22 protein-coding genes and 5 pseudogenes are annotated in these 25406 nt (G+C 69.4%); 14 read left to right on the top strand and 13 right to left on the bottom strand.

What is annotated here, in order from left to right:
* Positions 1-4 precede the first annotated feature (4 nt).
* The 3 genes from ABFX55_RS09580 (at position 5) to ABFX55_RS09570 (ending at position 3989) form a co-directional block, all read left to right on the top strand.
* Positions 5-691, top strand: coding sequence for an alpha/beta fold hydrolase (locus ABFX55_RS09580; protein WP_346119616.1), 687 nt, complete (start codon positions 5-7; stop codon positions 689-691).
* On the top strand, positions 691-2901 hold the full coding sequence (locus ABFX55_RS09575; RefSeq protein ID WP_346119651.1) for an ATP-binding protein: 2211 nt from the start codon (positions 691-693) through the stop codon (positions 2899-2901). The genes ABFX55_RS09580 and ABFX55_RS09575 overlap by 1 nt, the downstream gene beginning before the upstream one ends.
* 146 nt (positions 2902-3047) lie before the next feature.
* Positions 3048-3989 carry a tyrosine-type recombinase/integrase gene (locus ABFX55_RS09570; RefSeq protein WP_346119621.1) on the top strand — a complete coding sequence of 314 codons (942 nt, stop codon included), beginning with the start codon at positions 3048-3050 and terminating at the stop codon, positions 3987-3989.
* A gap of 50 nt (positions 3990-4039) precedes the next feature.
* Here the strand turns inward: ABFX55_RS09570 and ABFX55_RS09565 are convergent, their stop codons facing one another.
* Positions 4040-4225: a hypothetical protein gene (locus tag ABFX55_RS09565; RefSeq protein ID WP_346119622.1), complete on the bottom strand. Its 186-nt coding sequence runs from the start codon at positions 4223-4225 to the stop codon at positions 4040-4042.
* Positions 4226-4708: 483 nt separating this feature from the next.
* On the opposite strand from ABFX55_RS09565, the gene ABFX55_RS09560 reads away from it, so the two are divergent.
* Together ABFX55_RS09560 and ABFX55_RS09555 are read left to right on the top strand one after the other, a co-directional pair.
* On the top strand, positions 4709-5227 hold the full coding sequence (locus tag ABFX55_RS09560; RefSeq protein WP_346119649.1) for a hypothetical protein: 519 nt from the start codon (positions 4709-4711) through the stop codon (positions 5225-5227).
* The gene (locus ABFX55_RS09555) at positions 5179-5565 is read left to right on the top strand and encodes a fasciclin domain-containing protein (protein WP_346119624.1); all 387 of its coding nucleotides are present in this window, start codon (positions 5179-5181) and stop codon (positions 5563-5565) included. Before ABFX55_RS09560 ends, ABFX55_RS09555 begins: the two co-directional genes overlap by 49 nt.
* Positions 5566-5868: 303 nt before the next feature.
* Here ABFX55_RS09555 and ABFX55_RS09550 read toward each other — a convergent pair.
* From ABFX55_RS09550 to ABFX55_RS09535, 4 genes and pseudogenes are all read right to left on the bottom strand, one after another.
* Positions 5869-6306: pseudogene (locus ABFX55_RS09550) on the bottom strand (50S ribosomal protein L11 methyltransferase); the annotation flags it as partial.
* A 102-nt stretch (positions 6307-6408) separates the two neighbouring features.
* Entirely contained in the window at positions 6409-7299 is an 891-nt protein-coding gene (locus ABFX55_RS09545; protein ID WP_346119647.1) for a hypothetical protein, read from the bottom strand.
* Between the two features lies 1 nt (position 7300).
* Positions 7301-7777, bottom strand: a complete 477-nt coding sequence (locus ABFX55_RS09540; RefSeq protein ID WP_346119645.1) for a glycine-rich domain-containing protein — start codon at positions 7775-7777, stop codon at positions 7301-7303.
* Positions 7778-8290: 513 nt separating this feature from the next.
* Positions 8291-8704 (bottom strand): hypothetical protein, encoded by a 414-nt coding sequence (locus ABFX55_RS09535; RefSeq protein WP_346119630.1) that lies wholly within the window; start codon positions 8702-8704, stop codon positions 8291-8293.
* Between the two features lie 162 nt (positions 8705-8866).
* On the opposite strand from ABFX55_RS09535, the gene ABFX55_RS09530 reads away from it, so the two are divergent.
* The 8 genes and pseudogenes from ABFX55_RS09530 to ABFX55_RS09500 form a co-directional block, all read left to right on the top strand.
* The gene (locus ABFX55_RS09530; RefSeq protein WP_346119643.1) at positions 8867-9985 is read left to right on the top strand and encodes a helix-turn-helix domain-containing protein; all 1119 of its coding nucleotides are present in this window, start codon (positions 8867-8869) and stop codon (positions 9983-9985) included.
* A complete protein-coding gene (locus tag ABFX55_RS09525) occupies positions 9982-10656 on the top strand; it encodes a YdcF family protein (protein WP_346119633.1) in 675 nt (224 codons plus the stop codon). Before ABFX55_RS09530 ends, ABFX55_RS09525 begins: the two co-directional genes overlap by 4 nt.
* Positions 10592-11254: pseudogene (locus ABFX55_RS49755) on the top strand (WbqC family protein); the annotation flags it as partial. The gene ABFX55_RS09525 and the pseudogene ABFX55_RS49755, both read left to right, overlap by 65 nt.
* Positions 11255-11612: 358 nt before the next feature.
* Entirely contained in the window at positions 11613-12296 is a 684-nt protein-coding gene (locus tag ABFX55_RS09520; protein ID WP_346119635.1) for an SDR family oxidoreductase, read from the top strand.
* Positions 12297-12391: 95 nt separating this feature from the next.
* Complete coding sequence (locus tag ABFX55_RS09515) at positions 12392-13396, top strand: NADP-dependent oxidoreductase (protein WP_346119637.1); 1005 nt, start codon at positions 12392-12394, stop codon at positions 13394-13396.
* 634 nt (positions 13397-14030) lie between these two features.
* Entirely contained in the window at positions 14031-14120 is a 90-nt protein-coding gene (kdpF, locus tag ABFX55_RS09510) for a K(+)-transporting ATPase subunit F (protein ID WP_346119639.1), read from the top strand.
* Positions 14120-15769 carry a potassium-transporting ATPase subunit KdpA gene (kdpA, locus tag ABFX55_RS09505; RefSeq protein ID WP_346119641.1) on the top strand — a complete coding sequence of 550 codons (1650 nt, stop codon included), beginning with the start codon at positions 14120-14122 and terminating at the stop codon, positions 15767-15769. The genes kdpF (ABFX55_RS09510) and kdpA (ABFX55_RS09505) overlap by 1 nt, the downstream gene beginning before the upstream one ends.
* Positions 15766-16449 (top strand): annotated as a pseudogene (locus ABFX55_RS09500) (P-type ATPase actuator domain-containing protein); the annotation flags it as partial. The gene kdpA (ABFX55_RS09505) and the pseudogene ABFX55_RS09500, both read left to right, overlap by 4 nt.
* A gap of 204 nt (positions 16450-16653) precedes the next feature.
* Here the strand turns inward: ABFX55_RS09500 and ABFX55_RS09495 are convergent.
* From ABFX55_RS09495 to ABFX55_RS09465, 8 genes and pseudogenes are all read right to left on the bottom strand, one after another.
* Positions 16654-17463, bottom strand: a pseudogene (locus ABFX55_RS09495) (HAD-IC family P-type ATPase); the annotation flags it as partial.
* An 86-nt stretch (positions 17464-17549) separates the two neighbouring features.
* Positions 17550-19199: a potassium-transporting ATPase subunit KdpA gene (gene kdpA / locus ABFX55_RS09490; protein ID WP_346119641.1), complete on the bottom strand. Its 1650-nt coding sequence runs from the start codon at positions 19197-19199 to the stop codon at positions 17550-17552.
* Positions 19199-19288 carry a K(+)-transporting ATPase subunit F gene (gene kdpF / locus ABFX55_RS09485; RefSeq protein ID WP_346119639.1) on the bottom strand — a complete coding sequence of 30 codons (90 nt, stop codon included), beginning with the start codon at positions 19286-19288 and terminating at the stop codon, positions 19199-19201. Before kdpF (ABFX55_RS09485) ends, kdpA (ABFX55_RS09490) begins: the two co-directional genes overlap by 1 nt.
* A 634-nt stretch (positions 19289-19922) precedes the next feature.
* Positions 19923-20927, bottom strand: coding sequence for an NADP-dependent oxidoreductase (locus ABFX55_RS09480; RefSeq protein ID WP_346119637.1), 1005 nt, complete (start codon positions 20925-20927; stop codon positions 19923-19925).
* Between the two features lie 95 nt (positions 20928-21022).
* The gene (locus tag ABFX55_RS09475; RefSeq protein WP_346119635.1) at positions 21023-21706 is read right to left on the bottom strand and encodes an SDR family oxidoreductase; all 684 of its coding nucleotides are present in this window, start codon (positions 21704-21706) and stop codon (positions 21023-21025) included.
* A gap of 358 nt (positions 21707-22064) precedes the next feature.
* Positions 22065-22721: pseudogene (locus tag ABFX55_RS49750) on the bottom strand (WbqC family protein); the annotation flags it as partial.
* On the bottom strand, positions 22663-23337 hold the full coding sequence (locus ABFX55_RS09470) for a YdcF family protein (RefSeq protein WP_346119633.1): 675 nt from the start codon (positions 23335-23337) through the stop codon (positions 22663-22665). The pseudogene ABFX55_RS49750 and the gene ABFX55_RS09470, both read right to left, overlap by 59 nt.
* A complete protein-coding gene (locus ABFX55_RS09465; RefSeq protein WP_346119631.1) occupies positions 23334-23921 on the bottom strand; it encodes a hypothetical protein in 588 nt (195 codons plus the stop codon). Before ABFX55_RS09465 ends, ABFX55_RS09470 begins: the two co-directional genes overlap by 4 nt.
* Before the next feature lie 695 nt (positions 23922-24616).
* On the opposite strand from ABFX55_RS09465, the gene ABFX55_RS09460 reads away from it, so the two are divergent.
* Complete coding sequence (locus ABFX55_RS09460; protein WP_346119630.1) at positions 24617-25030, top strand: hypothetical protein; 414 nt, start codon at positions 24617-24619, stop codon at positions 25028-25030.
* Positions 25031-25406: the final 376 nt, after the last annotated feature.

The raw sequence follows: 25406 nt of genomic DNA, 5'->3' as shown, positions 1-25406 counted from the left end.
GCCCATGACCACCCCACGCATCGTTTTGGTCCACGGCGGCTTCGTGGACGGCTCCGGCTGGCAGGGCGTCCACACCCTGCTCAAGAACGACGGCTACGACGTCGCCGTCGTGCAGAACCCGACCCTGTCGCTCGCGGGCGACGTGGCCGCGACCCGCCAGGTCCTCGACGCCGCCGACGGCCCGGCCGTCCTGGTCGGCCACTCCTACGGCGGGGTGGTCATCTCCGAGGCCGGCACCCACCCGGCCGTGTCCGCCCTCGTCTACATCGCGGCCTTCGCCCCCGACAAGGGCGAATCGGTCAACACCCTCATCGCCGACCCGCCGCCCGGCGCACCGGTCCCCCCGATCCTGCCGCCCCGCGACGGCTTCCTGCTGCTGGACCGCGAGAAGTTCCACGCCTCCTTCGCCGGCGACCTGCCCGCCGAGCAGGCCGCCTTCATGGCCGACTCCCAGGTCCCCTGGGGCGTGGACGCCCTCAGCGGCGCGGTCGCCGAACCCGCCTGGCGGATCAAGCCCAGCTGGTACCTCGTGGCGACCGACGACCGCATGATCCCCCCGCCCGCGCAGCGCGCCATGGCCGAACGAGCAGGCTCCACCGTGACCGAGACCCCCGGCAGCCACGCCGTCTACGTGTCCGACCCGGCCGCGGTGGCCGCCGTCATCACCCAGGCCGCGACAGCCGTACGCTGATGTCCGCCGACTTCGCCGAACTGCTACGCGGCCACCGTCGCGCGGCACGGCTGACCCTCGAACAGCTCGCCGAGCTGTCGGGGGTCAGCGCCCGCACCCTGTCGGACATGGAACGCGGACGCAGCAAAGGACCCCAGCACCGGACCGTCACCGCCGTGGCCGACGCCCTCGCCCTGACCGAGGCCGACCGCAGGCAGCTCATCGAGCACGCCAGAGACGGCCGCCTGCGCGACCACTGGTCGCGCCCGAGCGGCCTGTGCGAACTGCCCCGACCGGTCAACGACTTCACCGGCCGCGCAGCCGAACTGGCCTGGACCAACGACTTCGTCCAGAGCGACGACACCAGCGTGGTCCTGATCACCGGCTCGGCGGGCCTGGGCAAGACCACCCTCGCCGTACGCGCCGCCCATGCCCTTCGCCCCAGCTTCCCCGACGGGGTGTTCTTCGTCGACCTGTTCGGCATGTCCCCCCAGCCGCTGACCGCCAACGACGCCTTGACGCAACTGCTGGCCGCGCTCGGCACCACCGACCGGCAACTGCCTCCCGACACCCCGGCACGCGCCTCGTTGTACCGCTCGCTGCTCCGGCAACGCCGCGTCCTGGTCGTCCTCGACAACGCCGCCTCCGAGGAGCAGATCCGTCCGCTCCTGCCCGGCGGTGGCCACAGCAGCGTGCTGGCCACGAGCCGGCGACTGCTGGCCGGCGTGGAGGACGTCCACCGGCTCAGCCTCGGACCCCTGCCCCTGGCCGAAGCAGCACGCCTGCTGACCGGAATCCTGGGACCGCGCGGCTCCCTCGAAGACGAAAGGGCGCTCACCGAGCTCGCCCAGCTGTGCGGCGGACTCCCACTGGCCCTGCGGATCGTCGGCAGCCGCCTGGTCAGCCGGCCCGGCTGGCAGGCCTCCCAGCTCGTCGCCCGGCTGACCGACGAGGAACGCCGCCTGGACCAGCTCAGGGCCGGCGACCTCAAGATCGCCAACGCCTTCGCGATGTCCTACGACCAGCTCACCGCGACCACCCAGCGGGTCTTCCGGCGGCTCGCGCTGGTGACCGGCCGGGACTTCGACGCCGCCCTGGCCGCAGTGGTCGGCGGAACCCCGATCGAGGACACCTGGGACGCCCTGGACGAGCTGGTCGACCTCGGCCTGCTGCAGGACAGCACCTCGGGCCGCTACCGCTTCCACGACCTGGTCCGGCTGTTCGCCCGCGAGCGGCTGCACACCCAGGACGATATGGCCGAGCGTGAAGCGATCACCGACAGGACGGCGTCGTGGCTGCTGCACAGAGCCACCGCCGCCGGACGCTGGTTCGATCCCGGCCGCGACTCTCCCGAGCCGTCCGAGCCTGGCCTCTCCTCCGCCGAGGAGGCCGACCGCTGGCTACGGGTGGACTCCGACAACTGGCTGGGCGCACTGCGCCACACGGCGGGCAAGGGCCGGCATGGCGTCGTCTTCGACTGCGCCGAAGCGATGCGCTGGTTCGCCAGCCGGTGGATGCACTGGCCGCACTGGCAGGAAGTCTTCACCCTCGGCGCCACAGCCGCCACCGCCCTGGGCGATCAGCTGGCCGCCCAGCTGACCTATCTGTCCTGGTTCCACCAGGTACCCCCGCCCACCCCGGAAGCCATGCTGGAACACGCGACCACCATGCTGGACGACAGCACCGGCCGCGGCGCCACGACGCAGATCTCCTGGGGACACCTGTTCGTCGGACGAGCACTGCTCCAGCTGGGACGGCTCGACGAAGCCGTGGTGTCGGTGTCCAGAGCTGCGGAGATGTTCAAGGCCGACAACGACATCGAGGCCTACTGCCAGAGCCTCGGCATGGCCGGCGAATGCCTGCGCCGCCTCGGACGCCATCCCGAGGCGCTCGATCACTACCTCCAGATGTGCGACCTGGCATGGTCGGAGATGAAACCCAGCATCGCGATGCTCACCCGGCCGAACGCACTGGCCGGCGCCGGGTTGTGCCTGGGACTGCTCGGCCGCGGGGACGACGCCGTCGCCAGGTTCACCGAGGCCCTCAGCCTCTTCGAGCAGCTCCCGCCATCCGCCTCCCACGGACGCTGCCTGGAGGCGCTCGCGACCGTGCTGGCCCAGGAAGGCCGGATCGAGGAGAGCCGCCAGTCCTACGCCCGCGCGGCCGAGCTGTTCGAGGAGATCGGCGAGGCTGAGGCGAGCAGCCGCTGCCGCGACCAGGCGTCTGACTGACAACGTTCATGTACGTGATAATGATCTATTATCACGTACATGAGCGATCATGGCAGCGCAGCGACCAGGAGAACCGCTCGCTGGAGCGGTGCGCGACTCCGGCACGTTATCCGGTACATCGCCGAAGCTGTCGCCTGGCGGGCGGCATGAGCGCCGCGCCGAAGATCACCGCCCTACGCGGTGGAGGGGTCAGCCTCGCTGCGGCCGCCGACGCCTTCCTCGCCACCCCGCGCACCGCCAACCCCAACACCCACCGCGCCTACGCCTCAGCCATCGACCGCACCATCGACCTGCTCGGCCGCGACCGGCCGCTCGCCGACGTCACCGAGGCCGAGATCGGCGCCGCGCTCACCGAGCTGTGGGGCCGATGCGCGCCGGCGACCTGGAACCGCAACCGCGCCGCCGTCACCTCCTGGCTGTCCTGGTGCCAGACCAAGAAGCACTGGGCCGCACCGGCGGTCCCGGCTGACGCCGAACGCCGCAAGGAAAGCGCTGACGAAACCCGCGCGGTCGCCAAGACCACCATCCACCGGCTGCTGTCACGCCGCGACATTCCACTCCGGGAGAAGACGCTGTGGCGGATGCTGTACGAGACCGCCGCCCGGGCCGCTGAGATCCTGGCGCTCAGTGTCGAGGACCTCGACCTGGAACACCGCCGCGCCCCCGTCCGCTCCAAGGGCGGCGCGATCGAGTGGGTGTACTGGGACAGCGGCACCGCCCACCTGCTGCCCCGCCTCCTCCGGCTCCCCGACGGCAGCACCCGTACCCACGGCCCGCTGTTCCTGGCCGAACTCCGCCCCGTCCCCGCCCGCCGCCCGGCCGCCGCCGACATCTGCCCGCACACCGGCCGCGCCCGCCTCGGCTACGACCGCGCCCGCGTCCTGCTGGACAAGTACGCCGGGCTCGACCTGCACCAGCTGCGCCACAGCGCCGCCACCCACCTCGGTGAGGCCGAAGTCCCGCTCCAGCTCATCATGGGCAAGACCCGGCACAAGAACCCCCGCACCGCCATGCGCTACGTCAAACCCGGTGCCGAAGCCATCGCCAAGGTCACCGAGGTCCTGGCGCCCCGCCGCCGTACCCACTGATCAATTGAGCGGGCGGCTGGCCGGAGCTGTAGGAGTTCCGGGCCATCACGTCACGGATCACTAACAGGCGAAGAAGCCCAGGTCGCTACCGCTAATTTCTGCACCCAGCCTCCTCGAAGGCCCACCGCGACGTTGGAAGGCAGCGCCTCGGAGAGCTTCTGGCATTGCTCATCGGCCGCGAACCACTCACGTTTGAGCTGCACCAGATCAGCAGGCAAGTCGAAGTCAGCCATCATTTCCCCAGTTCGGCACGGTTTGTGCCGATCCTACGACTGGCCTGAGCGCCACGAACCCTCCCCAGATGCCCCGAAGAAGGGGGTCACGCATGCATAACACGGACATCACGGCAGGGTGACGGAGGGATGGTCAGGATGAAACGTGAAGGCCAGGGCATCCGCTGCTGTCGCCGGCAGGCAACAGTTCAGGCGGTAGATCGCATCTGGTAAGGGCCATTCTCAGATAACCATCTGCTGTTTCAGAGGCAATCATGAGAAGTAAAACCGTACTCGCATGCGCGCTGACTGCAGTCGCATGCACCGCTCCTGTCGTGCAGTCAGCGGAGGCCGCCGCACTACGCGCAGGTATGCGAACCGACACGCGCCCGGCTTCACGGCTTCCACCGGCTCCATTGCCTCCCACGAAGACTGCAGCCCTGAGCCCGGCGAACGAGAGACAATCCAGCAGGCCGGGCAATGAACTGCCTGCTTCACCCGAACCGAATGGACAGACTGAACCGCCAACCCAGCCAGGACAGACTGAACCGCCAACCCAGCCAGGACAGACTGAACCGCCAGGCCAGCCAGGACCGACTGGCCAGCCAGGCCAGCCAGGCCCACCCGGAGGGTGCCACCTCTGCCCTGGTGGACCGCGTGGACCGTCTGGTCCGCCTGGTCGGGATGGACTGGATGGAAAGCCAGGAGGACCTGGGCCGTCTGGTCCGGCAGGACCGTCTGGACCGCCAGGACCGTCAGGACAACCTGGGCCGTCAGGACAACCTGGGCCGCCCGGACCGGCCGGACCGCCTGGACCACCCGGACCGGCCGGACCGCCTGGACCACCCGGACCGCCTGGGCCGGGAGGGCAGCCGGGACAGACAGGACAGCCAGGACAGTCTCAGCCGCGAGGTTCCGCACCGTTCGGCCCAGCGTGCTCTGCTCTGTCCAACACCGGCGATGGCAACTTCACCACCATGGCCAAAGAGCCTTTGGTTACCGCCATCTCCAGCAATCCCAACCTGACGAACGTGGTGGCGGCCATTTCGAGGGCCCAGATGACCGACAGACTGAACACGGTCAAAGACGTCACTCTGTTCGCGCCTGTGAACGACGCGTTCAATCAGCGAGGCCAGATCTCTGATGACAGATTGACAGAGATCATCTCCTACCACGTCGCGGAGGGACGCCATTCACCGTCCAGCCTCTCTGACGCCGCACTCCCTACGCTCCAGGGCGGCAAACTGACAGTGAAGCGCTCGGGTGACTCCTACACGGTGAACCAGGCCAAGGTGCTGTGCGGAAACATCCAGACCGCCAACGCCACGGTCTACTTCATCGACACCGTTCTGGAGCCGAGGTAGGAACACCGATATGTAAGCACCGACTTGTCGCGCCCGCCCTGGTCGGGTAGACCGTGGCGTGTGGCGGACGGCGACATGGTCGGGGCGGGCGTGAGAGTCCGGACCGTCATGCTCGACGCCGGCGAGTGGGTGATCGCCAGAGTCTTCGACCCATCCGCTCAGCGCGGAGAGGCGCGGCTGAGGGTGACAACTCTGCATGGGGCGGTGATCGCCTACGCGCGTACGCCGGAGGAGTTGGCGGCGATCGTGGATCTGGCCGAACTGCGGCGCGACCGGCCGCGCGAGCGCGCCTGCGGCTTTGACGAGGTAGGCGTCCACGTCCACGGAGATCACGCGGTGGGCGCCGAGCCGCTCGCACAGCAGCGCGGTGCCGTACCCCGAGCCGGTGCCCACATCCAGCACGGTGGAGGTGTCCTCGATGGCCGCGTGCTCGAGCATCTGCACGACCAGACTCGGCAGCGTGGAAGACGACGTCGGCTTGCCTGCGGGGCGGTCGCCGGGGGCGGCGTGGTCGGCGTGCAGCGGGCCGACTTGAGTGACGAGGCTGCGGTCGCTGTAGGCGGCGGACAGCCACGCCTCCACGTCGCCGGGCCCGCCCTGCAACGCCCACGCACCGCTGTCGGCCTTCCACCAGCGGGGCACGAAAGGGTGCCGGGGCGCGGCCGCGATGGGCGCCCGCCACGGCGATCCCGGGCGGGTGACGTGGGCGGCGAGCGCGGAGGCGCGAGGGGTCCAGGCCATGGCCAGCAGTCTGCTCCTTCGAGAGCCGGGGGCACCGAACCGAAGGCGGGAGACGGCCTCCCGGAGGCCGTCTCCCGCCCGGATCTGGAACCTTCGCGCGGGTCAGGCTGCACCGAGTCGGAAGGCGAGCCAGGAGCGGCCCGCTTCGGCGGCGCGGGCCCGGAAGGCGCGGCCGTCCTCGGGACCGAACTGGGCCTTGTAGAGCCGGAACATCGTCCACAATGCGACGAGCCCGGTCACCGCGGCGGGCGACGCCGTACGCCAGGCGGGCACCAGCTCCAGCAGGTCCTCGGTCTGGGCCGGAGTGTGGCCCGCCTCGATGAGGCGGGGAGCGAGCATGACGGGCTCCACCCATGCCGCGCCGCGTGCCGCGAACGACCAGTCGATCACGCGCATCCCTGCCGGGGTGACGAGCAGGTTGCTCGGGCTGAGGTCGTAGTGGAGGAACGTGTCCCCCTCCACCGCGGCCAGGTCCAGGCCGTCGAGCGCGGCCTGGTACAGGCCGTGGTCGTCGCCGAGGGCGTTCTTGTCCATCAGGTGTTTGCCCTTGGCCTGCAACGGCGCGATGTTCTCGGCGACGCCGCGAGCACCAGCGGGGCATGGCGTGAGGACGCGGCCAAGGCCGGCCACCGTGGCGAGCACCGGGTGTAGATCCGGGGAGCCTGGCGACAGGTCGGCCTCGCGGGCGCGCTCGAGGTATTCGAAGCCCATCACGTGCCAGCCGTCGACCAGGTCGCTCCACAGCAGGCGCGGGGCGGCCACAGCGGCAGGTAGGGCGCGGGAGGCCCACTGTTCGCGGATGTGCAGGAACGCGGCGGTGTTGTCGGCGTTGATGGCCTTCAGGAACACGCTGCCGTGTTCGGTGTGCAGGCGGGCGGCGACGCCCGGCATGATGCCGCTGGTCGCGGTCTCGGCCTTGACGACGGCGCCGCACCGGTCCTGGATCGCGGCGCGGACGGTCTCGGGCAGGTCTTCCCAGTCGAGTCGGGTCACGTCACGCCTCCGGGGCGGGGTCGTCGAAACAGCCGGAGTGGCACTGGCTGCACTTGGCCTCGTGCAGCCACAGTTCCAGATCGACGGGCAGGTTGGCGGCGCGCATCGCCTCGATGGTCGCGCCGATCCTGTCCACCGCGGCGGCGCCGGTGGCGGGCTCGTCGTCGGGCGCGTGGTGGATCATCCGCCCCGCGACCTGGTGGCAGAAGCGGGTGTAGTCGTGGGTGAAGAGGATGAAGGTGTGCCAGCCCACGTCCACCTGAGGGGACGGGGCGAGGCGGGCGCCGGGGTTGGCCCCGCACGCCATCAGGAACGCCAGCGCCTGCGTCATGACGCGGCGGGCGTAGGCGTCGTCGAAGGCGGGGTGGTCGGCGAGGATACGGGCCACGAGCCGCTCGAACAGCGGCGCGGAGATGGCGGCGGTCGGGTCGATGACGTCAGCCTGGGCGGGCTGCTCCGTCGTCGGGGTGGTTGGCATGTGCACTCCCATCATGGGTGACGGTCAGGTGCTGGATCGTGCGCGAGGGAAACGGCCGTCACCTCCTCTCGCGGTGGGCGGGTCGGGGTGTCGCTGGAAGCGGGGAGGGGCTCAGAGCGGGGCGGCCTGGGGCGCCCCAGAGCCCACAGCATGATCGAGTTCATGGCATCTGCCTTCGGTGGTGCCCCCGACCCCGGGAGGCGTGCCGGCCTGGCGTCCCCTCATGAGCGCGCAGCCGGGTGCAGCTCCCGGGGTCGGAGGTAGGGGACTGGCGAACCCCGCCGGCGGGCCGCTGAGCTGGGGTGGGCCGCGCCTGTGTGAGGATGAACGAGGTTCGCCAGAGCTCGAGTTCAGCGTCTGCCATGCGCAGGCGCAGCTGGTGTTCGGTGGGAGCCTCCACGGTCACGCAGCGTCTCGGGTCGGCCATGTGCCAGGCGGTGAAGACGCGCCCGTACGGCCGCCACATCACCAGCCACGCCCTATCCTGCACAGCCATGGCGCGCGCGATGCCGCTCATGCTCGCCTCGCGTCGAAAGCACTGACCGTGGCCAGCCTCGTCGCACGCTGAACCGGCAGGACCCGCCGCTCGGCCAGGCGCCCGCCCCTGACGAGCAGCAGGCGGGCCCCCACGCTGGTGATCCGCCGCGCACGCTCAGGAGCGACCTGGCTCGGCCCCAGATGCGCCAGCGCCGGCAGCACCACCCCATAGGTGCCCGCCGCGGACAGTACGTCCAGCAGCCCGGCGAACGCGGCCTCGCCGCCCCGGTCGGTGAAGACTCCCGCGAGCTGCAGCTCGTGCTGGCGGCAGTACTCGGCGAGTGCGTCACGCAGCGCGTGACGGCGGGCGGGTGCCGACCTCAGCAGCCGGAGGTAGCCGTACACGACCGGGCCGGGCATCGGCCGTTGCTCGGTGAGTGGCTCCGTCATGGTTCCGTCCCAACAGGTCCTGAGCTGTGCGTTTGCCTTACGTCTCCGAGCTTGGCCCCGGTCCTGTGGCGGCGAAATGATCGGCTGTTGTACTTGCGTTGCACTTCTGTCCCACCACGGCGTTCCACATGTTTCGATGAAGGCGCCGGAAGGGAGCGACGCGTGGCCACTGTGCACCTGTGGACGGGGTTGGAAGCCCACGCGCTGCGGCGTGCGCTGCGGATGAGCGTGCGCGCGTTCGCTGATCACCTCGGGGTCGCCGTCCGTACCGTCTCCAAGTGGGAGAAGCTCGGCACCGGGACAGAGCCTCGGCCGGACACCCAGGCGATCCTCGACGTCGCGCTCGGCCGCGCTGATGCCGCCGCTCACCTCCGGTTCGAGACGCTGCTTTCCGAGCTCAGCCGGTCAACCGAGATCGGCCTGCGCGTCACCACGGCCGGTCCGCGGCTGTGGGAGTACGAGACGTGGGCCGACGACCTCGACCGGGTCGTCGTCGCCCTGAGCCGCCAGAGCTTCTCCTTCGCCGAGGGCCTGCTGACCCGGTGGCTCGCCCGGTACTCGCCGCGCGACCTCGACGACCGGGGCCTGTATCTGTTCGCCCGCTCCACCACGCTGCTCGGCGACCTCCACCGCGACCAGGGCACTCTCCTCGGGCCGCTGTCGGCGCGGCACAATTACATCGACGCGCACTCGGTGTTCACCCAGCTCGACATTCCCCGCAGGGTGGCCCAGCTCGACCTCTCCCTGGCGGTGGTCACCGAGATGTCCGGCAAACTCGACGCGGCCGCCCACCAGTACGAGTCCCTCGCCGTCGATGACCGGCTCAGCCGCCGAGACCGAGCCCGCGCCCGCCTGTGGGTGGGGACCGCGCTGAGCAAGGGCGGCGAGCACGACTACGCCGCACGCGTCATGACCGTCGCCATCCGCGACTTCGAGGACCTGAACGAGCCCGACGACTGGTCCGCCGCCCACCAGAAGCTCGCCCTGGCCCGCCGCGGCGCCGGCGACCTGAACGGCGCCCTGTCGCTGATCGACGTCGCCCGCTCGACAGCAGTGAGCGATGCGCCGTTGCAGCGGGTACGGCTGGACACCGCATACGGGCACATCCTGATCTCCGACCCGGCCACCGTAGATGATGGGCTGAAGACCCTCGAGCGGGCGGCGCAGGTGGCCACGAAGGTTGGCCTGGTCCATCAGCTGCGCGCCATCGAGGACATTCGACGGCTCAGCCAAGGGGTGGACGCCCCGATGGCGACGGTGACCAGGGAGATACACGAGTGACCAGCGACGCAGCACAGCGGACCATCACTGATGAGCAGCGCAGGCAGGCTCTGCTGATCTGGGACTACCACCAGATGCACCACCAGCCGCGGCCGTGTGACGCGGCGATCGGGCTGGGCAGCCACGACCTGGGCGTGGCCGACGTCGCCTCCGACCTCTACCACGCCGGCATGTTCCCCACGCTGGTCTTCTCGGGCGCCACCAGCCGCACCACCGCGGCGCGGTTCCCGAGAGGGGAGGCCGTGCACTACCGCGAGCGCGCCCTGGAGCGCGGCGTGCCCGACGAAGCGATCCTGCTGGAGACCCGCGCCGGCAACACCGGCCAGAACGTGACGCTGTCGCGGCAGGTGCTGGCCGAGGCGGGGATTGAACCGCGGAGCGTGCTGCTGATCTCCAAGCCGTACATGGAGCGCCGGGCGTACGCCACGGCCCGCCAAGTGTGGCCGGAGGTGGAGGTGGTGTGCGCGTCTGAGCCGTTGGAGTTCGACGACTATCTCAAGGCGATCGGCGACGACAAGCTGGTCGTGGACATGCTCGTCGGCGACCTCCAGCGGGTGATCGAGTATCCGAAGCTCGGGTTCGCCATCGAGCAGGACGTCCCAGGAGATGTGTATGACGCCTACGAGTCTCTTCTCCGCGCCGGGTTCGACAGTCGCCTTCTCGACGCCTGACGCCTACCTGGCGGGCGCGCGGCGGGTCGCCATCCACCAGCCCAACCTGTTCCCGCGGCTGACCACCCTGGCCAAGCTGTGGGCCGCGGACTGCTGGGTCGTGCTGGACAACGTGCAGTTCGCCCGCCGGGACTACCAGCATCGCGCCCGCCTGGCCGCTCTCCCCGACCCAGGCATGCGGCAGTGGCTGTCGCTGGCCACGCACCTGCCCGAGGGCCGGCCGACGCTCATCCGGGACGCCCTGCTCGCCGACCCCGCTCGCTCCCAGCGTCGAGTGGGGCAGTTGCTCCAGCAGCTCTACGGCCGCAGCCGCCACTGGCCGGTCTTCCAGGAGCGCCTGGGCCCGCTGCTGTCGCTGTTCGACACCACGGACCGCCTGGCCGCCATCTCGGAGGCCTCCACACTGCTTCTGCTGAGGCTGCTGGGCTGGCGCGGACAGATCATGTCCAGCAGCGATCTTCCGGCGCGGTCCGGCCGGTCACGTCGGCTCGCAGACCTGGCTGAGGCGTGCGGGGCGCGCACGTACCTGTGCGGGACCGGCGGCATGCGGTACCTGACCGTCGACGCGTTCACTCGGCAGGGGATCCACGTGACCGCCTTCCATACCCCCAGCGACGGGGTGTGGGCATCAGCACGCGAAGTGAGCGCGGTGCGGGCCCTGATGGTTCTCGGGCCTGAGGTTCTCGCGCAGGAGCTGTCTGCGGTGGCGGCTGCTCATCGGCTCGGATCGGCCAGTTCACAAGCAGCTGGCCGACCTCGTCCGTGCCGACATCCACGCTGGCCGGTTGAAGCCCGGCTCCCCGATCCCCCTCCTGTGCTTGCGCCCGCGACACGCGGCCCATCAGCCACCCCCTCGTTTGGATGTCGGTTGACTTCTATCCTATGCTCCGATTTAGATTATGACTGTCATCTAACGAGGGTTCGGTGCACGGACCCCTGCGACCGAGGGAGCAGGCATGGAACTGAAGGACGCAGTCGCCGTGGTCACCGGCGCCAACCGGGGGCTGGGGCGCCATCTGGCCGCTCAGCTCGTGGAGCGCGGAGCGAAGGTGTACGCGGCGGCGCGCCGCCCGCAAAGCGTGGACGTGGCCGGCGTCATCCCGCTGCGCCTGGACGTGACCGACGAGGAGTCGATCCGGGCCGCCACCCGGATCGCATCGGACACGACACTGCTGGTGAACAACGCCGGGATCTCCACCGGCACCCCTCTGATCGTCAGTGATCTGGAGGCGGTGCGGCTGGAGATGGAGACGAACTTCTTCGGCCCGCTCGCCGTGACACGGGCCTTCGCCCCGGTCATCGAGGGCAACGGCGGCGGCGCCGTGTTCAACGTCCTGTCCGTGATGTCCTGGTGGCACCCGGCCGGTGTCGGGGCCTACGCGGCGGCCAAGGCCGCCGCGTGGGCGCAGACCAACGCGGTCCGCGAGGAACTGGCGCCCCGCGGCATCACCGTCTCGGCGCTCCACGTCGGGCTCATGGACACCGACATGGCCGCCGGCATTCCCGCCGAAAAGGCCGACCCCGCCGACGTCGCCACCCAGGTCCTGCACGGCATTGAGAACGGACTGCCCGAGATCCTCGCCGACGAGGCCACCCGGAACGTCAAGCAGAGCCTGGCCACCACGCTGAACCCGGCCTGAAACGGCCGTCAACGACAGCGGCCGGTCAGCTGGATCCGAACCGCCTGGAACGAACACGGAGCCCGCCCGCTCGCGGACGAGGAAGGAAGACGACGATGAGAGCCTTCATGGTCGAACGCTACGGTGACCAGGCCGGTGTGCGGGGCGGGGACGTGCCGGACCCAAAGGCCGGCGCGGACGACGTTCTGATCCGGATCCACGCGGCGAGCGTCAACCCGCTCGACCTCAAGACCCGGGACGGGGAGTTCAAGACGATCCTGCCCTACCGGGTCCCGTTCATCCTGGGCAACGACCTGGCCGGGGTGGTGGTCGACGTGGGTGTGGCCGTCAGCCGGTTCGCGGTGGGCGATGAGGTCTACGCGCGGCCCGGCAAGGAACGGATCGGCACGTTCGCCGAACTCATCGCCGTGCACCAGGACGACGTCGCGATCAAACCGGCCACGCTGACCATGGCCGAGGCCGCTTCCCTTCCCCTGGTCGCCCTGACCTCGTGGCAGGCGTTGGTCGATCGGGCACACCTGCGGCCAGGCCAGAAGGTCCTCATCCACGCGGGCTCCGGCGGCGTAGGCACCATCGCCATCCAGCTGGCCAAACACCTGGGCGCGACCGTGGCCACGACCACGAGCACCGCCAACGTCGAACTGGTGAAGAGCCTGGGCGCGGATGTCGTCGTCGACTACACCAAGCAGGCGTTCGAGACGGTCCTGCACGACTACGACGTCGTCCTGGACCCCCTCGGCGGCGAGAACCTCACCAAGTCCCTGCGGGTACTCAAACCGGGCGGGAAGCTCATCAGCATCGCGGGGCCGCCCGACGCCGCTTTCGCCCGGGAACTCGGAGCGAATCCGATCATCCGGCTGGCGATGACCACGCTGAGCTTCCAGATACGCCGCCGCGCCCGACGCCACCACGTCACCTACTCCTTCCTGTTCATGAAGGCCGGCGGCGACCAGCTCCGCGAGCTCGCCGCGCTGATCGACGCGGGCGAGATCCGGCCTGTCGTCGACCGCGTCTTCCCGTTCACCGAAACCCGCGACGCACTGGCCTACGTCGAGGCGGGACGCGCGAAGGCAGGCAAGGTCGTCGTCACGATGACCTGAGAAACAGCTCTTGCAGGGGGATCAGAAGGACCTGGACATGAGCGCACCGCAACATTCGAATCCCCGCCCGCGCCGACCACTCGGTGTCCGTTCACGGCGTGGTCTTCGTCTATCGGGAGGTCGGCTTTGAGCGCGGCGTGCCGCTGGCGCACCTCATCCGCAAGACCATTCTGCGGGCACGGGGCCCACTGGTGGCCCCGGTATCGACAAGGTCACCGCACTCACCCTCCGCGCCACCCTGAAGGGCGCCCTGACCCGCCAGGACCCCAAGCGGCGACACCAGTGAGATCAGGATGAAGACCGCGGAGATGGCGATCCCGGCGCGCTGCTCTGATGTTCTCCGCCACCGCGTACCGCGGTTCCAGCGTGAGCAGTCGCTGGATAGACGCGGCGACGAGCTGCGCACCTGCACACTCTGACCCGGACTGCAGCCCCCGTATGGGCGGTGTCAATTCTCGGACGCGGGCCGTATGGAACCCGTCAGGAACGACAGAACCGGACAGATCTGGGTTTTGGCTAGCCCCGTAGCAATCATCCGGATGTGAGGAGTGGGGATGGCCGACGTCATCTTCGTCGCCCTGACTATCACGTTGTTCGTGATCCTCGGGCTCGTCGTCAAGGCGGTGGAGCGCCTGTGAGCGCGATCAACGCCACTGGTCTGTTCGTGGCCGCCGGCCTCGTGATCTTCATGGTCGTGGCCCTGCTGTTCCCGGAGCGGTTCTGATGGGCTGGGTCTTCGTCGCCTCACTCGTCATCGCGCTGGCCCTGGTGCACAAGCCGCTCGGCGACCACATGCACAAGGTCTTCACGACCACCAACCACAACAGGGTCGAGCGCTTCCTCTACCGCCTGCTCGGCGTCCAGCCGGACGCCGAGCAGAAGTGGGGGGTCTACGCGCGCGGCGTGCTGGCGTTCTCGATCGTCTCCCTGCTCGCCCTGTACGGCCTGCAGCGCCTGCAGGACAAGCTCTTCCTCAGCCTGGGCTTCGCCCCGGTCCCCGACCACATCGCGTGGAACACCGCGGTCAGCTTCGTGACGAACACGAACTGGCAGGCGTACTCGGGTGAGTCCACGATGGGGCACCTGGTTCAGATGTCCGGCCTCGCCGTACAGAACTTCGTGTCGGCGGCGGTCGGCATGGCCGTGGCGATCGCGCTGGTGCGCGGCTTCGCCCGCAGGGGCTCCGACACCCTCGGCAACTTCTGGGTGGACCTGGTGCGCGGCACCATACGCGTCCTGCTGCCTCTCGCGTTCGCCGGCGCGCTGGTCCTGGTGGCCGGCGGCCTGGTGCAGAACTTCGCCGGCCCGCACGAGATCACCGCCCTCACCGGCGGCACGCAGAACCTGACCGGCGGCCCGGTGGCCAGCCAGGAGGTCATCAAGGAGCTGGGTACCAACGGCGGCGGCTTCTACAACACCAACTCCGCCCACCCCTTCGAGAACGCCACGTCGTGGACGAACTGGTTCGAGATCTTCCTGATTCTGCTGATCCCGTTCGCGCTGCCGCGCACCTTCGGCAAGATGGTCGGCCAGCCCCGCCAGGGGTACGCGATCCTCGCCGCCATGGGGATCATCGCGCTGGCCAGCGTCACGCTGACCAACGTCTTCGAGCTCGGCGGCGACGCGACCGTCCCGCAGGCGGTCGGCGCGGCCATGGAGGGCAAGGACGTCAGGTTCGGCGTCGCCAACTCCGCGACCTTCGCCGCGGCGACGACACTGACGAGCACGGGCGCCGTGAACTCCTTCCACGACTCCTACACCCCGTTCGGCGGCATGATGACGCTGTTCGACATGATGCTGGGAGAGGTCGCTCCCGGCGGCGTCGGCGCGGGCCTGTACGGCATGCTCGTGCTGGCCGTGATCACCGTGTTCGTGGCGGGCCTCATGGTCGGCCGCACGCCTGAGTACCTCGGCAAGAAGATCGGCTCCCGCGAGATCAAGCTGGCCTCGATGTACTTCCTGGTCACCCCGATCCTCGTGCTGGTCGGCACGGCCGTGGCGATGGGCAACGAGGCGGGTCTCGCGGCCATGCTCAACAGCGGGCCGCACGGCTTCTCGGAGATCCTCTACGCCTTCACCAGCGCCTCGAACAACAACGGCTCGGCTTTCGGCGGCGTCACCGTCAACACCCCGTGGTACGACGTCGCGCTCGGCCTGTGCATGCTCCTCGGCCGGTTCCTGCCGATCATCTTCGTGCTCGCGCTGGCCGGCTCGCTGGCTCGGCAGAAGCCCGCACCCGAAAGCGCCGGCACGCTGCCGACGCACCGGCCGCAGTTCGTCGGCATGGTCGTCGGCGTGACGATCATCCTCGTCGCCCTGACCTTCCTGCCGGCGCTCGCGCTGGGGCCGCTCGCAGAAGGACTCCTGTCATGACGACCCGACTGGTCGAGGCCCCGGCGCGGACACCGGGGCAGAAGAAGAACGGCAAGGTCGGAGGCGGTCTGCTCGACCCCAAGCAGATGCTCAGGTCGCTGCCCGACGCGCTCAGGAAGCTGAACCCCGCCACGCTCTGGCGTAACCCGGTCATGCTGATCGTGGAGATCGGCGCGGCCTTCACCACCGTCCTGGCGGTGCTGGACCCCTCGTTCTTCGCCTGGGCCATCGTCGTGTGGCTCTGGCTGACCGTGGTCTTCGCCAACCTGGCCGAGGCCGTCGCCGAGGGACGCGGCAAAGCTCAGGCGGCGACGCTGCGCAAGGCCAAGACCGACGCCATGGCGCGCAAGCAGTCAGGTGAGCTGATCCCCGCGCCCCAGCTGCGGCAGGGCGACATCGTCGTCGTCGAGGCCGGGGAGATCATCCCCGGTGACGGCGACGTGATCGAGGGCATCGCCAGCGTGGACGAGTCGGCCATCACCGGCGAGTCCGCTCCGGTGATCCGCGAGTCCGGCGGTGACCGTTCCGCGGTGACCGGCGGCACCAAGGTGCTCTCCGACAAGATCACCGTCCGGATCACCCAGAAGCCTGGCGAGAGCTTCATCGATCGGATGATCGCCCTCGTCGAGGGCGCCAACCGGCAGAAGACGCCGAACGAGATCGCGCTCAACATCCTGCTGGCCGCGCTCACGATCATCTTCCTGGTCGCCACCGTGACCATGCAGCCGCTGGCCATCTGGGCCAAGGGCCAGAACCCCGGCATTCCCGACTCCCTCGCCCTGACCGGAGACGGTGTCACCGGCATCGTGCTGATCTCGCTGCTGGTCTGTCTCATCCCGACGACCATCGGCGCCCTGCTGTCGGCCATCGGCATCGCGGGCATGGACCAGCCGGTCCATGCCCGCGATGCCGATGGCCGACAGCAGGGCGCCGATGGTCGTCGGGATGAGACAGACCAGCAGCGAGATCAGCACGATGCCGGTGACACCGTCTCCGGTCAGGGCGAGGGAGTCGGGAATGCCGGGGTTCTGGCCCTTGGCCCAGATGGCCAGCGGCTGCATGGTCACGGTGGCGACCAGGAAGATGATCGTGAGCGCGGCCAGCAGGATGTTGAGCGCGATCTCGTTCGGCGTCTTCTGCCGGTTGGCGCCCTCGACGAGGGCGATCATCCGATCGATGAAGCTCTCGCCAGGCTTCTGGGTGATCCGGACGGTGATCTTGTCGGAGAGCACCTTGGTGCCGCCGGTCACCGCGGAACGGTCACCGCCGGACTCGCGGATCACCGGAGCGGACTCGCCGGTGATGGCCGACTCGTCCACGCTGGCGATGCCCTCGATCACGTCGCCGTCACCGGGGATGATCTCCCCGGCCTCGACGACGACGATGTCGCCCTGCCGCAGCTGGGGCGCGGGGATCAGCTCACCTGACTGCTTGCGCGCCATGGCGTCGGTCTTGGCCTTGCGCAGCGTCGCCGCCTGAGCTTTGCCGCGTCCCTCGGCGACGGCCTCGGCCAGGTTGGCGAAGACCACGGTCAGCCAGAGCCACACGACGATGGCCCAGGCGAAGAACGAGGGGTCCAGCACCGCCAGGACGGTGGTGAAGGCCGCGCCGATCTCCACGATCAGCATGACCGGGTTACGCCAGAGCGTGGCGGGGTTCAGCTTCCTGAGCGCGTCGGGCAGCGACCTGAGCATCTGCTTGGGGTCGAGCAGACCGCCTCCGACCTTGCCGTTCTTCTTCTGCCCCGGTGTCCGCGCCGGGGCCTCGACCAGTCGGGTCGTCATGACAGGAGTCCTTCTGCGAGCGGCCCCAGCGCGAGCGCCGGCAGGAAGGTCAGGGCGACGAGGATGATCGTCACGCCGACGACCATGCCGACGAACTGCGGCCGGTGCGTCGGCAGCGTGCCGGCGCTTTCGGGTGCGGGCTTCTGCCGAGCCAGCGAGCCGGCCAGCGCGAGCACGAAGATGATCGGCAGGAACCGGCCGAGGAGCATGCACAGGCCGAGCGCGACGTCGTACCACGGGGTGTTGACGGTGACGCCGCCGAAAGCCGAGCCGTTGTTGTTCGAGGCGCTGGTGAAGGCGTAGAGGATCTCCGAGAAGCCGTGCGGCCCGCTGTTGAGCATGGCCGCGAGACCCGCCTCGTTGCCCATCGCCACGGCCGTGCCGACCAGCACGAGGATCGGGGTGACCAGGAAGTACATCGAGGCCAGCTTGATCTCGCGGGAGCCGATCTTCTTGCCGAGGTACTCAGGCGTGCGGCCGACCATGAGGCCCGCCACGAACACGGTGATCACGGCCAGCACGAGCATGCCGTACAGGCCCGCGCCGACGCCGCCGGGAGCGACCTCTCCCAGCATCATGTCGAACAGCGTCATCATGCCGCCGAACGGGGTGTAGGAGTCGTGGAAGGAGTTCACGGCGCCCGTGCTCGTCAGTGTCGTCGCCGCGGCGAAGGTCGCGGAGTTGGCGACGCCGAACCTGACGTCCTTGCCCTCCATGGCCGCGCCGACCGCCTGCGGGACGGTCGCGTCGCCGCCGAGCTCGAAGACGTTGGTCAGCGTGACGCTGGCCAGCGCGATGATCCCCATGGCGGCGAGGATCGCGTACCCCTGGCGGGGCTGGCCGACCATCTTGCCGAAGGTGCGCGGCAGCGCGAACGGGATCAGCAGAATCAGGAAGATCTCGAACCAGTTCGTCCACGACGTGGCGTTCTCGAAGGGGTGGGCGGAGTTGGTGTTGTAGAAGCCGCCGCCGTTGGTACCCAGCTCCTTGATGACCTCCTGGCTGGCCACCGGGCCGCCGGTCAGGTTCTGCGTGCCGCCGGTGAGGGCGGTGATCTCGTGCGGGCCGGCGAAGTTCTGCACCAGGCCGCCGGCCACCAGGACCAGCGCGCCGGCGAACGCGAGAGGCAGCAGGACGCGTATGGTGCCGCGCACCAGGTCCACCCAGAAGTTGCCGAGGGTGTCGGAGCCCCTGCGGGCGAAGCCGCGCACCAGCGCGATCGCCACGGCCATGCCGACCGCCGCCGACACGAAGTTCTGTACGGCGAGGCCGGACATCTGAACCAGGTGCCCCATCGTGGACTCACCCGAGTACGCCTGCCAGTTCGTGTTCGTCACGAAGCTGACCGCGGTGTTCCACGCGATGTGGTCGGGGACCGGGGCGAAGCCCAGGCTGAGGAAGAGCTTGTCCTGCAGGCGCTGCAGGCCGTACAGGGCGAGCAGGGAGACGATCGAGAACGCCAGCACGCCGCGCGCGTAGACCCCCCACTTCTGCTCGGCGTCCGGCTGGACGCCGAGCAGGCGGTAGAGGAAGCGCTCGACCCTGTTGTGGTTGGTGGTCGTGAAGACCTTGTGCATGTGGTCGCCGAGCGGCTTGTGCACCAGGGCCAGCGCGATGACGAGTGAGGCGACGAAGACCCAGCCCATCAGAACCGCTCCGGGAACAGCAGGGCCACGACCATGAAGATCACGAGGCCGGCGGCCACGAACAGACCAGTGGCGTTGATCGCGCTCACAGGCGCTCCACCGCCTTGACGACGAGCCCGAGGATCACGAACAACGTGATAGTCAGGGCGACGAAGATGACGTCGGCCATCCCCACTCCTCACATCCGGATGATTGCTACGGGGCTAGCCAAAACCCAGATCTGTCCGGTTCTGTCGTTCCTGACGGGTTCCATACGGCCCGCGTCCGAGAATTGACACCGCCCATACGGGGGCTGCAGTCCGGGTCAGAGTGTGCAGGTGCGCAGCTCGTCGCCGCGTCTATCCAGCGACTGCTCACGCTGGAACCGCGGTACGCGGTGGCGGAGAACATCAGAGCAGCGCGCCGGGATCGCCATCTCCGCGGTCTTCATCCTGATCTCACTGGTGTCGCCGCTTGGGGTCCTGGCGGGTCAGGGCGCCCTTCAGGGTGGCGCGGAGGGTGAGTGCGGTGACCTTGTCGATACCGGGGCCACCAGTGGGCCCCGTGCCCGCAGAATGGTCTTGCGGATGAGGTGCGCCAGCGGCACGCCGCGCTCAAAGCCGACCTCCCGATAGACGAAGACCACGCCGTGAACGGACACCGAGTGGTCGGCGCGGGCGGGGATTCGAATGTTGCGGTGCGCTCATGTCCAGGTCCTTCTGATCCCCCTGCAAGAGCTGTTTCTCAGGTCATCGTGACGACGACCTTGCCTGCCTTCGCGCGTCCCGCCTCGACGTAGGCCAGTGCGTCGCGGGTTTCGGTGAACGGGAAGACGCGGTCGACGACAGGCCGGATCTCGCCCGCGTCGATCAGCGCGGCGAGCTCGCGGAGCTGGTCGCCGCCGGCCTTCATGAACAGGAAGGAGTAGGTGACGTGGTGGCGTCGGGCGCGGCGGCGTATCTGGAAGCTCAGCGTGGTCATCGCCAGCCGGATGATCGGATTCGCTCCGAGTTCCCGGGCGAAAGCGGCGTCGGGCGGCCCCGCGATGCTGATGAGCTTCCCGCCCGGTTTGAGTACCCGCAGGGACTTGGTGAGGTTCTCGCCGCCGAGGGGGTCCAGGACGACGTCGTAGTCGTGCAGGACCGTCTCGAACGCCTGCTTGGTGTAGTCGACGACGACATCCGCGCCCAGGCTCTTCACCAGTTCGACGTTGGCGGTGCTCGTGGTCGTGGCCACGGTCGCGCCCAGGTGTTTGGCCAGCTGGATGGCGATGGTGCCTACGCCGCCGGAGCCCGCGTGGATGAGGACCTTCTGGCCTGGCCGCAGGTGTGCCCGATCGACCAACGCCTGCCACGAGGTCAGGGCGACCAGGGGAAGGGAAGCGGCCTCGGCCATGGTCAGCGTGGCCGGTTTGATCGCGACGTCGTCCTGGTGCACGGCGATGAGTTCGGCGAACGTGCCGATCCGTTCCTTGCCGGGCCGCGCGTAGACCTCATCGCCCACCGCGAACCGGCTGACGGCCACACCCACGTCGACCACCACCCCGGCCAGGTCGTTGCCCAGGATGAACGGGACCCGGTAGGGCAGGATCGTCTTGAACTCCCCGTCCCGGGTCTTGAGGTCGAGCGGGTTGACGCTCGCCGCGTGGATCCGGATCAGAACGTCGTCCGCGCCGGCCTTTGGGTCCGGCACGTCCCCGCCCCGCACACCGGCCTGGTCACCGTAGCGTTCGACCATGAAGGCTCTCATCGTCGTCTTCCTTCCTCGTCCGCGAGCGGGCGGGCTCCGTGTTCGTTCCAGGCGGTTCGGATCCAGCTGACCGGCCGCTGTCGTTGACGGCCGTTTCAGGCCGGGTTCAGCGTGGTGGCCAGGCTCTGCTTGACGTTCCGGGTGGCCTCGTCGGCGAGGATCTCGGGCAGTCCGTTCTCAATGCCGTGCAGGACCTGGGTGGCGACGTCGGCGGGGTCGGCCTTTTCGGCGGGAATGCCGGCGGCCATGTCGGTGTCCATGAGCCCGACGTGGAGCGCCGAGACGGTGATGCCGCGGGGCGCCAGTTCCTCGCGGACCGCGTTGGTCTGCGCCCACGCGGCGGCCTTGGCCGCCGCGTAGGCCCCGACACCGGCCGGGTGCCACCAGGACATCACGGACAGGACGTTGAACACGGCGCCGCCGCCGTTGCCCTCGATGACCGGGGCGAAGGCCCGTGTCACGGCGAGCGGGCCGAAGAAGTTCGTCTCCATCTCCAGCCGCACCGCCTCCAGATCACTGACGATCAGAGGGGTGCCGGTGGAGATCCCGGCGTTGTTCACCAGCAGTGTCGTGTCCGATGCGATCCGGGTGGCGGCCCGGATCGACTCCTCGTCGGTCACGTCCAGGCGCAGCGGGATGACGCCGGCCACGTCCACGCTTTGCGGGCGGCGCGCCGCCGCGTACACCTTCGCTCCGCGCTCCACGAGCTGAGCGGCCAGATGGCGCCCCAGCCCCCGGTTGGCGCCGGTGACCACGGCGACTGCGTCCTTCAGTTCCATGCCTGCTCCCTCGGTCGCAGGGGTCCGTGCACCGAACCCTCGTTAGATGACAGTCATAATCTAAATCGGAGCATAGGATAGAAGTCAACCGACATCCAAACGAGGGGGTGGCTGATGGGCCGCGTGTCGCGGGCGCAAGCACAGGAGGGGGATCGGGGAGCCGGGCTTCAACCGGCCAGCGTGGATGTCGGCACGGACGAGGTCGGCCAGCTGCTTGTGAACTGGCCGATCCGAGCCGATGAGCAGCCGCCACCGCAGACAGCTCCTGCGCGAGAACCTCAGGCCCGAGAACCATCAGGGCCCGCACCGCGCTCACTTCGCGTGCTGATGCCCACACCCCGTCGCTGGGGGTATGGAAGGCGGTCACGTGGATCCCCTGCCGAGTGAACGCGTCGACGGTCAGGTACCGCATGCCGCCGGTCCCGCACAGGTACGTGCGCGCCCCGCACGCCTCAGCCAGGTCTGCGAGCCGACGTGACCGGCCGGACCGCGCCGGAAGATCGCTGCTGGACATGATCTGTCCGCGCCAGCCCAGCAGCCTCAGCAGAAGCAGTGTGGAGGCCTCCGAGATGGCGGCCAGGCGGTCCGTGGTGTCGAACAGCGACAGCAGCGGGCCCAGGCGCTCCTGGAAGACCGGCCAGTGGCGGCTGCGGCCGTAGAGCTGCTGGAGCAACTGCCCCACTCGACGCTGGGAGCGAGCGGGGTCGGCGAGCAGGGCGTCCCGGATGAGCGTCGGCCGGCCCTCGGGCAGGTGCGTGGCCAGCGACAGCCACTGCCGCATGCCTGGGTCGGGGAGAGCGGCCAGGCGGGCGCGATGCTGGTAGTCCCGGCGGGCGAACTGCACGTTGTCCAGCACGACCCAGCAGTCCGCGGCCCACAGCTTGGCCAGGGTGGTCAGCCGCGGGAACAGGTTGGGCTGGTGGATGGCGACCCGCCGCGCGCCCGCCAGGTAGGCGTCAGGCGTCGAGAAGGCGACTGTCGAACCCGGCGCGGAGAAGAGACTCGTAGGCGTCATACACATCTCCTGGGACGTCCTGCTCGATGGCGAACCCGAGCTTCGGATACTCGATCACCCGCTGGAGGTCGCCGACGAGCATGTCCACGACCAGCTTGTCGTCGCCGATCGCCTTGAGATAGTCGTCGAACTCCAACGGCTCAGACGCGCACACCACCTCCACCTCCGGCCACACTTGGCGGGCCGTGGCGTACGCCCGGCGCTCCATGTACGGCTTGGAGATCAGCAGCACGCTCCGCGGTTCAATCCCCGCCTCGGCCAGCACCTGCCGCGACAGCGTCACGTTCTGGCCGGTGTTGCCGGCGCGGGTCTCCAGCAGGATCGCTTCGTCGGGCACGCCGCGCTCCAGGGCGCGCTCGCGGTAGTGCACGGCCTCCCCTCTCGGGAACCGCGCCGCGGTGGTGCGGCTGGTGGCGCCCGAGAAGACCAGCGTGGGGAACATGCCGGCGTGGTAGAGGTCGGAGGCGACGTCGGCCACGCCCAGGTCGTGGCTGCCCAGCCCGATCGCCGCGTCACACGGCCGCGGCTGGTGGTGCATCTGGTGGTAGTCCCAGATCAGCAGAGCCTGCCTGCGCTGCTCATCAGTGATGGTCCGCTGTGCTGCGTCGCTGGTCACTCGTGTATCTCCCTGGTCACCGTCGCCATCGGGGCGTCCACCCCTTGGCTGAGCCGTCGAATGTCCTCGATGGCGCGCAGCTGATGGACCAGGCCAACCTTCGTGGCCACCTGCGCCGCCCGCTCGAGGGTCTTCAGCCCATCATCTACGGTGGCCGGGTCGGAGATCAGGATGTGCCCGTATGCGGTGTCCAGCCGTACCCGCTGCAACGGCGCATCGCTCACTGCTGTCGAGCGGGCGACGTCGATCAGCGACAGGGCGCCGTTCAGGTCGCCGGCGCCGCGGCGGGCCAGGGCGAGCTTCTGGTGGGCGGCGGACCAGTCGTCGGGCTCGTTCAGGTCCTCGAAGTCGCGGATGGCGACGGTCATGACGCGTGCGGCGTAGTCGTGCTCGCCGCCCTTGCTCAGCGCGGTCCCCACCCACAGGCGGGCGCGGGCTCGGTCTCGGCGGCTGAGCCGGTCATCGACGGCGAGGGACTCGTACTGGTGGGCGGCCGCGTCGAGTTTGCCGGACATCTCGGTGACCACCGCCAGGGAGAGGTCGAGCTGGGCCACCCTGCGGGGAATGTCGAGCTGGGTGAACACCGAGTGCGCGTCGATGTAATTGTGCCGCGCCGACAGCGGCCCGAGGAGAGTGCCCTGGTCGCGGTGGAGGTCGCCGAGCAGCGTGGTGGAGCGGGGCGAACAGATACAGGCCCCGGTCGTCGAGGTCGCGCGGCGAGTACCGGGCGAGCCACCGGGTCAGCAGGCCCTCGGCGAAGGAGAAGCTCTGGCGGCTCAGGGCGACGACGACCCGGTCGAGGTCGTCGGCCCACGTCTCGTACTCCCACAGCCGCGGAACCGGCCGTGGTGACGCGCAGGCCGATCTCGGTTGACCGGCTGAGCTCGGAAAGCAGCGTCTCGAACCGGAGGTGAGCGGCGGCATCAGCGCGGCCGAGCGCGACGTCGAGGATCGCCTGGGTGTCCGGCCGAGGCTCTGTCCCGGTGCCGAGCTTCTCCCACTTGGAGACGGTACGGACGGCGACCCCGAGGTGATCAGCGAACGCGCGCACGCTCATCCGCAGCGCACGCCGCAGCGCGTGGGCTTCCAACCCCGTCCACAGGTGCACAGTGGCCACGCGTCGCTCCCTTCCGGCGCCTTCATCGAAACATGTGGAACGCCGTGGTGGGACAGAAGTGCAACGCAAGTACAACAGCCGATCATTTCGCCGCCACAGGACCGGGGCCAAGCTCGGAGACGTAAGGCAAACGCACAGCTCAGGACCTGTTGGGACGGAACCATGACGGAGCCACTCACCGAGCAACGGCCGATGCCCGGCCCGGTCGTGTACGGCTACCTCCGGCTGCTGAGGTCGGCACCCGCCCGCCGTCACGCGCTGCGTGACGCACTCGCCGAGTACTGCCGCCAGCACGAGCTGCAGCTCGCGGGAGTCTTCACCGACCGGGGCGGCGAGGCCGCGTTCGCCGGGCTGCTGGACGTACTGTCCGCGGCGGGCACCTATGGGGTGGTGCTGCCGGCGCTGGCGCATCTGGGGCCGAGCCAGGTCGCTCCTGAGCGTGCGCGGCGGATCACCAGCGTGGGGGCCCGCCTGCTGCTCGTCAGGGGCGGGCGCCTGGCCGAGCGGCGGGTCCTGCCGGTTCAGCGTGCGACGAGGCTGGCCACGGTCAGTGCTTTCGACGCGAGGCGAGCATGAGCGGCATCGCGCGCGCCATGGCTGTGCAGGATAGGGCGTGGCTGGTGATGTGGCGGCCGTACGGGCGCGTCTTCACCGCCTGGCACATGGCCGACCCGAGACGCTGCGTGACCGTGGAGGCTCCCACCGAACACCAGCTGCGCCTGCGCATGGCAGACGCTGAACTCGAGCTCTGGCGAACCTCGTTCATCCTCACACAGGCGCGGGCCCACCCCAGCTCAGCGGCCCGCCGGCGGGGTTCGCCAGTCCCCTACCTCCGACCCCGGGAGCTGCACCCGGCTGCGCGCTCATGAGGGGACGCCAGGCCGGCACGCCTCCCGGGGTCGGGGGCACCACCGAAGGCAGATGCCATGAACTCGATCATGCTGTGGGCTCT

Source organism: Nonomuraea roseola (assembly GCF_039535395.1).
Lineage (GTDB): Bacteria > Actinomycetota > Actinomycetes > Streptosporangiales > Streptosporangiaceae > Nonomuraea > Nonomuraea roseola.
Note: the sequence above shows the minus strand (reverse complement) of the source record. Positions and strands in the feature narration are given on the sequence as shown.